Origin of the sequence: Delftia lacustris (assembly GCF_040267515.1) — a bacterium.
GTDB classification, from domain to species: domain Bacteria; phylum Pseudomonadota; class Gammaproteobacteria; order Burkholderiales; family Burkholderiaceae_C; genus Comamonas; species Comamonas tsuruhatensis.
The window spans coordinates 6951930-6965226 of sequence record NZ_CP141274.1 but is presented as its reverse complement, the minus strand read 5'-3'; the positions used below and the strand labels follow the sequence as shown (position 1 = coordinate 6965226).

Annotated in this window: 14 protein-coding genes; 10 read left to right on the top strand and 4 right to left on the bottom strand. The window is 65.7% G+C overall.

Annotated elements, in window-relative coordinates; genetic code table 11:
- Positions 1–16: 16 nt before the first annotated feature.
- Complete coding sequence (locus U6958_RS33315; protein WP_034400144.1) at positions 17–784, bottom strand: class II glutamine amidotransferase; 768 nt, start codon at positions 782–784, stop codon at positions 17–19.
- A gap of 99 nt (positions 785–883) precedes the next feature.
- Here U6958_RS33315 and U6958_RS33310 point away from each other — a divergent pair, with 99 nt between their 5' ends.
- Positions 884–1552, top strand: coding sequence for a hypothetical protein (locus tag U6958_RS33310; RefSeq protein ID WP_074924249.1), 669 nt, complete (start codon positions 884–886; stop codon positions 1550–1552).
- A gap of 63 nt (positions 1553–1615) precedes the next feature.
- On the opposite strand, the gene U6958_RS33305 is transcribed toward U6958_RS33310, so the two are convergent.
- From U6958_RS33305 to U6958_RS33295, 3 genes are all read right to left on the bottom strand, one after another.
- Positions 1616–1804: a 4-oxalocrotonate tautomerase gene (locus U6958_RS33305; RefSeq protein WP_012202595.1), complete on the bottom strand. Its 189-nt coding sequence runs from the start codon at positions 1802–1804 to the stop codon at positions 1616–1618.
- A 17-nt stretch (positions 1805–1821) separates the two neighbouring features.
- Positions 1822–2076: a cysteine-rich CWC family protein gene (locus U6958_RS33300; RefSeq protein ID WP_016454598.1), complete on the bottom strand. Its 255-nt coding sequence runs from the start codon at positions 2074–2076 to the stop codon at positions 1822–1824.
- An 80-nt stretch (positions 2077–2156) separates the two neighbouring features.
- Entirely contained in the window at positions 2157–4349 is a 2193-nt protein-coding gene (locus tag U6958_RS33295) for a malate synthase G (RefSeq protein WP_016454599.1), read from the bottom strand.
- Positions 4350–4653: 304 nt separating this feature from the next.
- Here U6958_RS33295 and U6958_RS33290 point away from each other — a divergent pair, with 304 nt between their 5' ends.
- The 9 genes from U6958_RS33290 (at position 4654) to U6958_RS33250 (ending at position 13293) form a co-directional block, all read left to right on the top strand.
- On the top strand, positions 4654–5589 hold the full coding sequence (locus U6958_RS33290; protein ID WP_026062476.1) for a LysR family transcriptional regulator: 936 nt from the start codon (positions 4654–4656) through the stop codon (positions 5587–5589).
- A 28-nt stretch (positions 5590–5617) separates the two neighbouring features.
- Complete coding sequence (locus U6958_RS33285; RefSeq protein WP_074924252.1) at positions 5618–6223, top strand: DUF3016 domain-containing protein; 606 nt, start codon at positions 5618–5620, stop codon at positions 6221–6223.
- A gap of 129 nt (positions 6224–6352) precedes the next feature.
- On the top strand, positions 6353–6799 hold the full coding sequence (locus U6958_RS33280; RefSeq protein WP_016450692.1) for a DUF2214 family protein: 447 nt from the start codon (positions 6353–6355) through the stop codon (positions 6797–6799).
- Between the two features lie 54 nt (positions 6800–6853).
- Positions 6854–8551 (top strand): arginine--tRNA ligase, encoded by a 1698-nt coding sequence (gene argS / locus U6958_RS33275; protein ID WP_016450693.1) that lies wholly within the window; start codon positions 6854–6856, stop codon positions 8549–8551.
- Positions 8552–8571: 20 nt separating this feature from the next.
- Positions 8572–9261, top strand: coding sequence for an SPOR domain-containing protein (locus U6958_RS33270; RefSeq protein WP_043790827.1), 690 nt, complete (start codon positions 8572–8574; stop codon positions 9259–9261).
- A gap of 81 nt (positions 9262–9342) precedes the next feature.
- Complete coding sequence (locus tag U6958_RS33265; RefSeq protein WP_016450695.1) at positions 9343–9993, top strand: thiol:disulfide interchange protein DsbA/DsbL; 651 nt, start codon at positions 9343–9345, stop codon at positions 9991–9993.
- Positions 9994–10165: 172 nt separating this feature from the next.
- Positions 10166–10828 carry a lipopolysaccharide transport periplasmic protein LptA gene (gene lptA / locus U6958_RS33260; protein ID WP_016454602.1) on the top strand — a complete coding sequence of 221 codons (663 nt, stop codon included), beginning with the start codon at positions 10166–10168 and terminating at the stop codon, positions 10826–10828.
- On the top strand, positions 10825–11622 hold the full coding sequence (lptB, locus tag U6958_RS33255) for an LPS export ABC transporter ATP-binding protein (RefSeq protein ID WP_016450697.1): 798 nt from the start codon (positions 10825–10827) through the stop codon (positions 11620–11622). Before lptA ends, lptB begins: the two co-directional genes overlap by 4 nt.
- 54 nt (positions 11623–11676) lie before the next feature.
- A complete protein-coding gene (locus U6958_RS33250; RefSeq protein ID WP_016454603.1) occupies positions 11677–13293 on the top strand; it encodes an RNA polymerase factor sigma-54 in 1617 nt (538 codons plus the stop codon).
- Positions 13294–13297 lie beyond the last annotated feature (4 nt).

The following is a 13297-nucleotide window of genomic DNA, read 5'->3' as shown; positions in this document are numbered from 1 at the left end:
CTGAATACGCAATGGTTCAAAGCGGCAGGCATTCGCCCTGTACAAAGACCTTGAGTTCGCCCGACTGGATCGAGGTCCAGGTCTCATTCTTGGTCAATGGCGCCGTGACGATGATGGCCACGCGGTCCTGGGGTGTGGTTTCCCGGGCGAAGTCCACGGCCAGGTCTTCATCCGACAGATGGGCCTGGGCAAAGGGGTGGCGTCGTTCGATATAGCACAGGTGCGTGGTGGCATGGGCCCACAGCGCCTCGCCGTTGGACAGCAGGAAATTGAAGGTTCCATGCGGCGAGATGCGCTTGGCCAGCTCGCGCAGCGTGTGGGTGAGTTCCTGCACGCTGGGCAGGCCGGCATGCGACTTCCACAGCTCCTGGAGAATCCAGCAGAAGGCCTGTTCGCTGTCGGTGTTTCCCACCGGGTGGAAGTGGGCATGCAGCTTGGGTGCAAAGCCCTTGAGATCCCCGTTGTGGGCAAAGACCCAGTTGCGACCCCACAGTTCACGCACGAAGGGGTGGCAGTTCTGCAGGCTTACCGCGCCCTGCGTGGCCTTGCGGATGTGGGCGATGACGTTGCGGCTCTTGATCGGGTACTCGCGTATCAGCTTGGCGATGGGCGAGTCGATGGCGCGCTCGTAGCCGACGAAGTGGCGCAGGCCCTTGTCCTCGAAGAAGGCGATGCCCCAGCCGTCCGTATGGTCGCCGGTATTGCCCGCCCGCTGGGTGAACCCCGAAAAGCTGAAGCGCACGTCGGTGGGCGTGTTGCAGTTCATTCCAAGCAGCTGGCACATGGCGGTATCGTTGTTTGCGTAGTTCAAGCCATAGCCTAACGCCTGGCGCAGCAGCTGCAAGCACAATGCGGTGCAACGGCAAAAAAACGGAAGAAACCCATGCCCATCCTCTGTCTGCATACGGCGCACAGCAACGCCGTGATCTTCGAGCAGGCTGCTGCCGAACTGGGCTGGCCGGCCCACTCAATCGTTCATCAGGTGCATGAGGAACTGTTGTTGGAGGCGGAGGCTGCTGGCGGCATGGATGCGGCGCTTCGGCGGAAAACAGCAGGGCAGCTTGATGCGCTGGCAGACCCTGCCGATATCGAAGCCGTGCTGCTGACCTGTTCGACCCTGGGTCCGGCCGTGGCGGATTGCCTCAGTGACAAGGTCTGGCGTGCCGATGGCATGCTGGCCCGCAAGGTGGCCGCTGCCTTGCAGAGAGATCCCCAGTCACGCATTGCACTGCTGTGTGCTGCTCCCACGACGTATGAAGCCACGCGCGATCTGTTCGTGCAAGCGTTGCTGTCTGGCGATGCACATCTGCGCCTGCAGCTGCAGTGTGTCGAAGGCGCATGGGCGCTTTTCCGTAGAGGCGATCTCTCTGGCTACCAGGCACGGATGACCGATGCCGCTTTTCAAGCCTATGCGGCCGGCGCCGCCCAGGTGGTTTTGACCCAGGTTTCCATGGATGGGGTTGCCAGGTACTGGCAGGCCAGAGACTCCCATCCTGTGCCGTGGACCGTGGCTGCCAGTGCGCTGCAGGCACTTGGAGAAATGCGCAAGTAAAGCTGCAGCTTCATGGAAAAAGGCAGCCGAAGCTGCCTTTTGCATGCGTTGGAGGAAAAGTCCTCAGCTGCGTTCGGACCAGAGCTTGCCGCCCGTGGCCCAGTTTTCGCGCTTGATGTCGGTGATCAGGATGTCCACCGATTCGGGCGAGCCGCCGAGGACTTCTACCGAGACGCGCGTGATCTCTTCGACCAGCTTGCGCTTTTGTTCGACGGTGCGGCCTTCCATCATTTCGACGTGGTACGTGGGCATGTCAATCTCCTCAGGGATCAAGTTCTAGGGGGTTGGGTCGGCGACATCATATCGGCCGACGCGGGCGGTCGAGGCTTGTCGGTGCCAAGTGCGCAGGCGGGACACAGGCAGGCCTTGTTGAGCAGGGGCTCCGGAATGCGGGCCAATGCATCGGGTGCCACCGGCGTGTCCATGCACCAGCAGTTCAGCGGATCCACGCCCGCAAGAATGGCGCACTGATTGCTGCGGCCGCACAGCGGACACAGGCTGGCATCGGGGGGAGGGGCACTCATCGTGGTTCTGAGTGTAGATCCATGAAAAAAGCACCTCAGGCAAGCCTGGGTGCTTTTTCAAGCGCCGGGCGCCGCCCGCGTCAGGCGGCGGCCTTGACCTTCAGGCGCCAGGCATGCAGCAGGGGCTCGGTGTAGCCGCTGGGTTGCTCCTTGCCCTTGAAGACCAGGTCACAGGCGGCCTGGTAGGCCATCGAGGTGTCGAAGTGGCCGGCCATGGGCTTGTACAGCGCATCGCCCGCGTTCTGCTGGTCGACCACGGCGGCCATGCGCTCGAAGGTCTCGCGCACCTGGGCCTCGGTCACGATGCCGTGCTGAAGCCAGTTGGCGATGTGCTGGCTGGAGATGCGCAGCGTGGCGCGGTCTTCCATCAGGCCCACGTTGTGGATGTCGGGCACCTTGGAGCAGCCCACGCCCTGGTCCACCCAGCGCACCACATAGCCCAGGATGCCCTGAACGTTGTTGTCCAGCTCCTGCTGCTTTTCGGCGGCGCTCCACTTGTCTTCCTTGACCACGGGCACCTGCAGCAGGTCGGCCAGGATGTTGGCGCGCTCGGCGTCGGCATTGGTCTGCTCCAGCTGCTTTTGCACTTCGGCCACGTTGACCTGGTGGTAGTGCAGGGCGTGCAGCGTGGCGGCCGTGGGCGAGGGCACCCAGGCGGTATTGGCGCCGGCCTTGGGGTGGCCGATCTTTTGCTCCAGCATGGCCTTCATCAGGTCGGGCATGGCCCACATGCCCTTGCCGATCTGCGCCTTGCCGCGCAGGCCCAGGCCCAGGCCCACGAGCACGTTGCTGCGCTCATAGGCGGCCAGCCAGGCGCTTCCCTTCATGTCGGCCTTGCGGACCATGGGGCCGGCATACATGGCGGTGTGCATTTCGTCGCCCGTGCGGTCCAGGAAGCCGGTGTTGATGAAGGCCACGCGCGATGCGGCGGCGGCGATGCAGGCCTTGAGGTTGACGCTGGTGCGGCGCTCCTCGTCCATGATGCCCAGCTTGACGGTGTTCTCGGGCAGGCCGAGCACCTTTTCCACGCGGCCGAACAGCTCGCTGGCGAAGGCGGCTTCCGCAGGGCCGTGCATCTTGGGCTTGACGATGTAGACGCTGCCCGTGCGCGAGTTGCGGATGCCGTTGGCGCCCAGACCCTTGATGTCATGGACGGCGATGGCCGTGGTGACCATGGCGTCCAGGATGCCTTCGGGGATTTCCTTGCCGTTGCCCCAGAGGATGGCCGGGTTGGTCATCAGGTGGCCGACGTTGCGAACGAACATCAGCGAACGGCCATGCAGCCTGACGGGCTTGCCGTCGGCGCCGGTGTACTCGCGGTCTGCATTCAGGCCGCGCGTCATGCTCTTTCCGCCCTTGTCGAAGGTCTCGGTCAGCGTGCCCTTGAGGATGCCCAGCCAGTTGGCATAGCCCACCACCTTGTCCTCGGCATCCACGGCCGCCACGGAGTCTTCCAGGTCCAGGATGGTGGACAGGGCGGCTTCGACCACCACGTCGGCCACGCCGGCGGCATCGGTCTGGCCGATGGCCGTGGTCTTGTCGATGCGGATGTCGATATGCAGGCCGTTGTTGAGCAGCAGCACGGAAGAGGGCGCTGCGGCATCACCCTGGTAGCCCACAAACTGGGCGGTGTTCTTCAGGCCCGTGGTGCCGCCGTTCTTGAGCGCGACGACCAGCTGGCCAGCTTCCACGCGATAGCCGGCGGCATCCTTGTGCGAGCCCGAGGCCAGCGGGGCGGCCTGGTCCAGGAAATCACGTGCGAAGGCGATGACCTTGGCGCCGCGCACGGGGTTGTAGCCCTTGCCCTTTTCCGCGCCGCCGTCTTCGCCGATGGCGTCCGTGCCGTACAGCGCGTCATACAGCGAACCCCAGCGCGCGTTGGCGGCGTTGAGCGCATAGCGGGCATTGAGAATGGGCACGACCAGCTGGGGGCCGGCCTGGATGGCCAGTTCCGCATCCACGTTGGTGGTGGTCGCCTTGGCATCCTTGGGCTGCTCGACCAGATAGCCGATCTGCGTCAGGAACTGCTGGTAGCCGGCCATGTCGGTGATGGGGCCGGGATGGGCCTTGTGCCAGGTGTCCAGCTCGGCCTGCAGGCGGTCGCGTTCGGCCAGCAGGGCAGCATTGCGGGGGGCGAGGTCGTTGACGATCTCGTCGAAGCCTTTCCAGAATGCCTCGGGCGCGACACCCGTGCCCGGGAGCACTTGTTCATTGATGAAGCGGTGCAGCTCTGTGGCCACCTGCAGGCTGTGGACTTGGGTGCGATCGGTCATGGTGGGAACCCCGGTTGGATGGATGGAAAGACTGGCCTGGACCCTTTACGGGCCTGACTATAAGGAATACTTTATTAGATTTATTTGCGTACATAAATAGACCATAAATCTTAAAACTCGTGACTTTTACGCAAAAATGTGGGAAGGTTATGCGCCTGCCAAAACCATCGGAAATTGGCATGCAGCCCGGTGCGAAGGGCAAATGGCAGACAGCCAGTGCCTACTGCGCAAAAAGGCGGACCCCAGGAGACAGGCATGTATGCGCATGCCCCACAAGAACACGGAAAAGAAACGGACAGCAGTCATGGACAAGCTCAAGGCATTCGAGTCATTCGTATCGGTGGCCACGCGCGGCAGCCTCACGGCAGCGGCCAAGGCGGAAGGCGTGGCGCCAGCCATCATGGGGCGGCGACTGGATGCCTTGGAAGAGCACCTGGGCGTCAAGCTCATGGTGCGGACCACACGCCGCATCTCGCTCACGCACGAGGGCAGCGCTTTTCTCGAGGATTGCCAGCGCCTCTTGTCCGATGTGTCCAACGCCGAGGCCAGCGTCAGTGCGGGCGGGGTCAAGGCCACAGGACATCTGCGCATCACGGCGCCGGCAGGCTTTGGTCGGCGGCATGTGGCGCCTCTGGTGCCGCGTTTTCGGGACCTGCACCCCGATGTGACGATTTCCCTGAATCTGAGCGACCGCGTGGTCGATCTGGCCGGTGAGGGCTTTGACTGCGCGGTGCGGGTAGGCGACCTGCCCGACTCGGCCCTGGTCAGCGTGCGCATCGCCGACAACCGGCGCCAGTGCGTGGCCACGCCCTCCTATCTGGAGCGCCGCGGCACGCCGCGCCACCCCAGCGAGCTGACCCAGCATGACTGCCTGACGCTGTCCAGCGATGCCTCGCAGACGCGCGGCTGGGCCTTCCGCATTCCGCACCCGGACAGCGGTACCAGCGAAGTCGTGCATTTCAAGCCGGGCGGTCCGCTGGACTGCTCCGACGGCCAGGTGCTGCACGACTGGTGCCTGGGCGGCTGGGGCATTGCCTGGCGCAGCACCTGGGAGGTGGAGGCCGAGATCGCCGCCGGGCGCCTGGTGGCGGTGCTGGAGGAATTTGCGGCCCCACCGAACGGCATCTTCGTGGTCTTTCCCCAGCGCAAGCACATGCCGCTGCGCGTGCGGCTGTGGATCGACTATCTCAAGCACCATTACGAGCAGCCGGAATTCTGGCGTCGAACCCACGCGGCCTGAGCAGGCCGCCCAGCAAGGAGGAATGAGCATGGCAGTGTCGATCGCGAAGAAAGCGATATCCGCAACGCAGGTCGCGCCCCCCGCAAGGCGGCGCTGGATGTGCATGGCGCTGGGCGCCGCCTGCCTGGGGATGGTGGCGGGCTGTGCCGTCCAGGGGCCGGAGCAGGGCAGGGCCGCAGGGGCCCGCCAGGGGGCGGTGCCTGCGGGCATCGTGAGCGTCACCTTTGACGACCCTTCGCGCTTCGACGCCTCGCGCAGCGGTCCCGGGGAGACCGACAAGGCGCGCCGTGCCTGGGTGGACGCACTGGCCCAGTTCCTGGCCGAACGGGCCGCGCCCAGGCTGCCCCAGGGCCAGCGGCTGGAAGTCCACCTCACCGATGTGCAGCGTGCCGGCAGTTTCGAGCCCTGGCGCGGACCCCAGGCCGCCGATGTGCGCATCGTCCGCGATATCTATCCGCCGCGCATCGACCTGCGTTTCAAGCTGCTGGATGCCGACGGAAAGCTGCTGCGCGAGGGCAGCCGCCAACTGCGCGATGCGACCTTCATGATGCGCCCCGACCTGTATCCCAACGATCCCCTGCGCTATGAGAAGACGCTGCTGGATGACTGGTTGCGCGCGGAACTGCCGAAGTAACGACGCAAGAGCCGGCGCGACGGGAGGACCGCAGTGGTCTACCGATTGCCTCGGGCATCCCGATGGCGGTCGCCGTTTCTGGCGTAATGCAGCATGGCCCGAGAGGCTCAATTTCTATACGGATTCCCCATGACGATAGAAGCCATTCTGGCCAGCCTTCACCTGCTGGCCATCCTCACCTTCGTGGTGTTCCTGTCCAGCCAGGCGGCGCTGTGCCGCAGCGAGTGGATGAGTGCCGCCGTGGTCCAGCGCCTGGCGCGGCTGGACATGATCTACGGGCTGGCGGTGGTGTTCCTGGTGCTTACCGGCATTGCGCGCCTGGTGTGGGGCGTCAAGGGCATGTCCTGGTACGTCTCGCAGCCACTGTTTCATCTGAAGATGACTTTGTTCGTGGTCGGCGCCGTGTTGTCGATCAAGCCCACGCTGGCCTTCCGGCGCTGGCGCCGCGCGCTGGATGCCGGCCAGGGCCTGCCCCAGCCTGCCGAGGTGGCCAGCACGCGCCGCTGGGTGATGTGGCAGGCGCATGTGGTGCCTGTGATCGCGGTGGTGGCGGTGTTCTGGGCGCGGGGCATGTAGGCCCGGTTTTCCTGTCTGGCGGCATGGGGCGGGCCTGCCACGTAGAATCCGCCGATGCTCTCCGTCAAACAGGAACTGCTCGCGGCTCTGGCCGGCGAGCTTGAAACTTTGTCGCCCGGCGCCGGTGCCCGTGCCGCTTTCGAATCCCCCAAGGTGGCTGCCCATGGCGATTTCGCCTGCACGGCCGCCATGCAGCTGGCCAAGCCACTCAAGCTCAATCCGCGCGCGCTCGGTGAACAGCTCAAGGCTGCGCTGGAGGCCACGCCGGCTTTCCAGCGCTGGGTCGATGCCATCGAGATCGCCGGCCCCGGCTTTCTGAACATCCGTCTCAAGCCCGCCGCCAAGCAGCAGATCATCCGCGAAGTGCTGGGACAGGCCGAGAAATTCGGCTGGCAGGCCGACCGTGGCGCCAAGATGCTGGTCGAGTTCGTCTCCGCCAACCCCACCGGCCCGCTGCACGTGGGCCATGGCCGCCAGGCCGCGCTGGGCGATGCCATCTGCAACCTCTATGCCACCCAGGGCTGGGGCGTGCACCGCGAGTTCTACTACAACGACGCGGGCGTGCAGATCGACACGCTGACCAAGAGCACGCAGCTGCGCGCCAAGGGCTTCAAGCCCGGCGACGAATGCTGGCCCATCGATCCCGAGAATCCGGAAAGCAAGGCCTTCTACAACGGCTCCTACATCCAGGACATCGCAGACGATTTCAAGGCCTGCAAGACCGTCAAGGCCGATGACCGCGAATTCACGGCCAACGGCGATGTCGAGGACTACGACAACATCCGCCAGTTCGCCGTCGCCTATCTGCGCAACGAGCAGGACAAGGACCTGCAGGCCTTCAACCTGCACTTTGACGAGTACTACCTCGAATCCAGCCTCTACACCAACGGCCATGTCGAGGACGCGGTGCAGCGCCTGATCGCGGGCGGGCACACCTACGAACTCGACGGCGCGCTCTGGCTCAAGTCCACCGACTACGGTGACGACAAGGACCGCGTGATGCGCAAGCAGGACGGCAACTACACGTACTTCGTGCCCGATGTCGCCTACCACATCCAGAAGTTCAAGCGTGGCTACTCCAAGGTCGTCAACATCCAGGGCACGGACCACCACGGCACCATCGCACGCGTGCGCGCCGGCCTGCAGGCCGCCGACGTGGGCATTCCGGCCGGCTATCCCGACTATGTGCTGCACACCATGGTGCGCGTGGTGCGCGGCGGCGAGGAAGTCAAGATCAGCAAGCGCGCCGGCTCCTACGTCACGCTGCGCGACCTGATCGAGTGGACCAGCAAGGATGCGGTGCGCTTCTTCCTGCTGTCCCGCAAGCCCGACACCGAGTACACCTTCGACGTGGACCTGGCCGTGGCCCAGAACAATGACAACCCCGTGTACTACGTGCAGTACGCCCATGCGCGCATCTGCTCGGTGCTGGCAGCCTGGGGCGGCGATGCGGACACGCTCAAGGACGTGGACCTGTCGGCGCTGGAAGGCCCGCAGGCCCAGGCGCTGATGCTGCAGCTGGCCAAGTACCCGGCCATGCTGACTTCGGCCGCAGAAGGCAATGCGCCCCACGACGTGACCTTCTACCTGCGTGAACTGGCCTCGCTGTACCACAGCTACTACGACGCGGAACGCATCCTGGTGGACGATGAAAAGGTCAAGCTCGCCCGCCTGGCGCTGATCTCGGCCACGCGCCAGGTATTGCACAATGGCCTGGCAGTGCTGGGCGTCTCGGCCCCGCAACGCATGTAACTTCGAGCGACAAGCCATCTATGAAGACACAGCAACGTGGGGGCACCGTCATCGGTCTCATCATCGGCATGATCGTCGGGCTGGCAGCAGCCCTGGCCGTCGCCGTCTATGTGACCAAGGTGCCCGTGCCCTTTCTCTCCAAGGGCGGCAAGACGGCCGACCAGGACGCGGCAGAGGCCCAGCGCAACAAGAACTGGGACCCCAACGCACCGCTGCAGGGCAAGAACCCGGCGCCGCCACCACCGGCTGCCGTCACGCCCAGCCTCCCCGGCAGCACCACGCCAGCAGCGCCCACCCCGCCCGCCGTGGCCGGCGGCGTGACGCCGCCGCCCGCGCCCGTGGACCCGGCCAAGCCGCCCGCCAAGCCCGACACCAAGACCGATGGCAAGACCTCCGCCGACCCGCTGGGTGATCTGGTGAAGGCGCGTTCCGCCGCTGCCGAGAAGACGGAAAAGGCCGAAAAGGCCGAGGCTGCCTTCAACTACTTCGTGCAGGCCGGCGCCTTCCGCAGCCAGGGCGATGCCGATGCGCAGCGGGCCAAGCTGGCCATGCTGGGATGGGAGGCGCGCGTGAGCGAGCGAGAGCAAAACGGCATCACCATCTTCCGCGTGCGCGTGGGTCCGTTCACCAAGCGCGACGATGCCGAGCAACTCAAGCAAAAGCTCGATGGCGCCGGGGTCGAGTCCACGCTGGTGCGCGCCGCACGCTGAAACAGCGTTGAGCAAGAGCGCTGAACTTTTTGGCAAACCCCAGCCTCCTAATCTGCAGCATTGAACGAGGAGTTTGTTTTGATGAATCGCCGCGACTTTTCCCTGGCTGCCTCGGCAGCCGCTGCCAGCGCGCTGACGCTGGGCACCTCCGCCGCACAGGCCCAGGCGGCAGCGCCCAAGGAGGGCAAGGACTACATCAAGCTGGCCAAGCCCGCACCCACCAGCGCCGGCGCCGGCAAGGTCGAGGTGGTCGAGTTCTTCTGGTACAGCTGCCCGCACTGCAATGCATTCGAGCCCACCTTTGCCGCCTGGAAGAACCAGGCGCCGGCCGACGTGGTCGTGCACCGCGTGCCCGTGGCATTCAACGCCAGCTTCGTGCCCCAGCAAAAGCTGTACTACGCCTTTGAAGGCATGAACCTGCTGGACACCATGCATGCGCGCGCCTTCCACGCCATCCATGTGGAACGCAACCGCCTGGCCAAGGACGACGAGATCTTCGCCTGGGTGGGCAAGCAGGGCGTGGACGTGGCCAAGTTCAAGGAGGTCTACAACTCCTTCACGGTCTCCAACCAGGTGCGCAAGGCCACCCAGCTGCAGCAGGACTATGACGTGGAAGGCGTGCCGGCCATGGGCGTGGCGGGCCGCTACTACACCGATGGCACCAAGGCCGGGAACATGACCAATGTGCTGCGCGTGGTCGATCAGCTGATCGCCACCAGCCGCAAGGGCTGAGGTCCGGGCCTCGGCCCAGACCACCCGTGACAGGCCCGCCATTGAGCGGGCCTGTCGCTTTTGGAAACCTCTTTTTGTGCCTTCGTGTCAGCGCTTTGCCCCCCGGCTTGAAAGACGCCAGGAACGGTTGCGCGCGACACCCCCTACAATGGATGCAAGAAGCGTGCCCTCCATGAAACAACGACTTTCCCCCCTCCTGCTCGCAGCCGCCCTGGCGGCTTTCGCCGGTTTGGCCCAGGCCGAAAAGGCCGACAGCACCAAGCCCATGAACATCGAGGCTGACGCGCTGCGCCATGACGAACTCAAGCAGACCAGCGTCTTCACCGGCAACGTGGTGATGACCAAGGGCACCATCGTGCTGCGCGGTGCCCAGCTCGATGTGCGCCAGGACCCCGAAGGCTTTCAGTACGGCGTGGTCACGGCCGAAGCGGGCAAGCGCGCCTTCTTCCGCCAAAAGCGCGACACCGTTCCCGGCCAGCCCGAGGAATTCGTGGAAGGCGAGGGCGAGGTCATCGAATACGACGGCAAGGCCGATCTCGTGAAGTTCATCCGCCGCGGCGAACTGCGGCGCTATCGCGGCGGCCAGCTCAGCGACGAGATCACGGGCTCCATCATCGTCTACAACAACCTCACCGACGTGTTCACCGTCGATGGGCAAAAGACCAGCGGCGGCCAGCCCAGCTCCACCGCCGGCCAGGGCGGGCGCGTGCGCGCCGTGCTGGCGCCCAAGGAGGGCACACCGGGCTCGCAGCCGCGCGCTCCCGCCGCAGGCGCGCCGGGCACATCCCTGCAGCCCAGCAACACCCTGGACAGCCTTGGTGGTACCAAGCGATGAGTACCGAGGCCTCAGCCCCCGCTGCCCACGCTTCCTCCCCACGCGCCGAACAGGGCAGCAGCCTGCAGGCGCGCCATCTGGCCAAGTCCTACGGCAGCCGCAAGGTGGTCAAGGACGTGTCGCTGTCCGTGAAGAAGGGCGAGGTCGTGGGCCTGCTGGGCCCCAATGGCGCGGGCAAGACCACCTCGTTCTACATGATCGTGGGCCTGGTGCGCAGCGACGGCGGCGACATCTTCATCGACGGACAGGCCGTGGGAAACATGCCCATCCACCAGCGCTCGCGCCTGGGCCTGTCCTACCTGCCGCAAGAGGCATCGATCTTTCGCAAGCTCAGCGTCGAGGACAACGTGCGCGCCGTGCTGGAGCTGCAAAGGGATGAGCAGGGCCGGCCGCTGGCGCGCAGCGTCATCGAGGAGCGCCTGACGGCGCTGCTGCAGGAGCTGCGCGTGGACCATCTGCGCGCATCGCCCGCGCTGGCGCTGTCGGGCGGCGAACGCCGCCGCGTCGAGATTGCACGTGCCCTGGCCACGCAGCCGCGCTTCATCCTGCTGGACGAGCCCTTCGCCGGCATCGACCCCATCGCCGTGATCGAGATCCAGCGCATCATCGGCTTTCTCAAGGCGCGCGGCATCGGCGTGCTCATCACCGACCACAACGTGCGCGAGACGCTGGGCATCTGCGACCATGCCTTCATCATCAGCGACGGCCATGTGCTGGCCCAAGGCACACCCGAGGAGATCGTGGACAACGCCGAAGTGCGGCGCGTCTACCTCGGCGAACACTTCCGGATGTAGCGCCATGCCCTGCCTGGCCCGTCTGCGAGATTGCCTGCGCGAAGGAGCTGCCGCTTGAAGCCCGGACTGTCGCTGCGCGTCTCCCAGCATCTTTCGCTCACCCCGCAACTGCAGCAGTCGATACAGCTGCTGCAGCTGTCCACGCTGGAGCTGGCGCAGGAAGTGGAGCAGATGCTGGGCGACAACCCCTTCCTGGAGCTGGCGAACGACGACGGCGACCACGAAGCGGCAAGCAGCGCCCCGGAGCCTGCGGCGCCCGGCGCCGACGCCGCGGACTCCTTCCAGGAAAGCCGGGCGGACCAGCCATCGGCTGCGGTGGAATGGGAGGCGCCGTCGGACACATCCTCCGGCGATGCCGTCGAGACCTCCGGCACGGCCGAGTCCCTGAGCTGGGAAGGCGATGGCCAGACCAACTCGGGCAACGACGACCGCGACTGGGGCAGCGATGCGCCTTCCAGCCGCACGCGCGGCCAGGGTGACGATGACGAGACCGATGCCACCGAACTGGCACGCAGCGCAGAAAGCCTGACCGACCATCTGCACCGCCAGGCCCTGAGCCTGCGCCTGGGCGAGGTGGATCGTGCCGCGCTGCGCTTTCTGATCGAGAACCTCAACGACGACGGCTACCTGGAAGACCCGCTCGACGAGCTGGCACAGGGCTTGGCGGGCGACGACCTGGAGGAGTGCGAGGAACTGGTGCACCGCTTCACCGTGGCGCTGCGCCTGTTGCAAAGCCTGGAGCCGGTGGGCGTGGGCGCGCGCGACCTGGCCGAATGCCTGACGCTGCAGCTGCGCGACCAACTGGCCGATGCCGAGCGCGAAGGCGACGGCAGTGCCGAGGACGAAGATCGGCAGGCCGTGCTGCGCACCGCGCTGGACATCTGCGCCCAGCCCATGGACCTGCTGGCGCGGCGTGACCTGCGCAAGCTCGCCAGCCTGTGCGGCGCGCGCGAGGAGCGGCTGCGCGAGGCGATGGTCCTGATCGCCCGGCTGGAGCCGCGCCCGGGCCGGCGCTTCGCCGACGTGCAGCGCCAGATCGTCGTGCCCGATGTCATCGTGCGCCCGGTGCGCATGGGTGCGGGACGCATGGAGTTCAGCGTGCAACTCAACCCCGATGTCATGCCCAAGCTGCGCGTGCACGACATCTATGCCAGCGCGCTGCGCAGCCACCGGGGCAGCGAAGGCCATGCGGCGTTGCAGCAGCGGCTGCAGGAGGCGCGCTGGTTCATCAAGAACATCCAGCAGCGCTTCGACACCATCCTGCGCGTGTCGCAGGCCATCGTGGAGCGCCAGAAGAACTTCTTCGTGCATGGCGAGCTGGCCATGCGCCCGCTGGTGCTGCGCGACATTGCCGATGCGCTGGGCCTGCATGAATCCACCATCAGCCGCGTGACCACGGCCAAGTACATGGCCACGCCGCAGGGCACCTACGAACTCAAGTATTTCTTCGGCTCGGGCCTGGGCACCGAGGCGGGCGGCAACGCGTCGAGCACGGCCGTGCGCGCGCTCATCAAGCAGTTCGTCGCAGCCGAGGACCCCAGGAAGCCGCTGTCGGACAACCAGCTCGCCGACATGCTCAAGGAGCAGGGCATCGAATGCGCGCGGCGCACGGTGGCCAAGTACCGCGAGCTGCTCAAGATCCCGCCGACCACGCTGCGCAAGGCGCTGTAGCCGC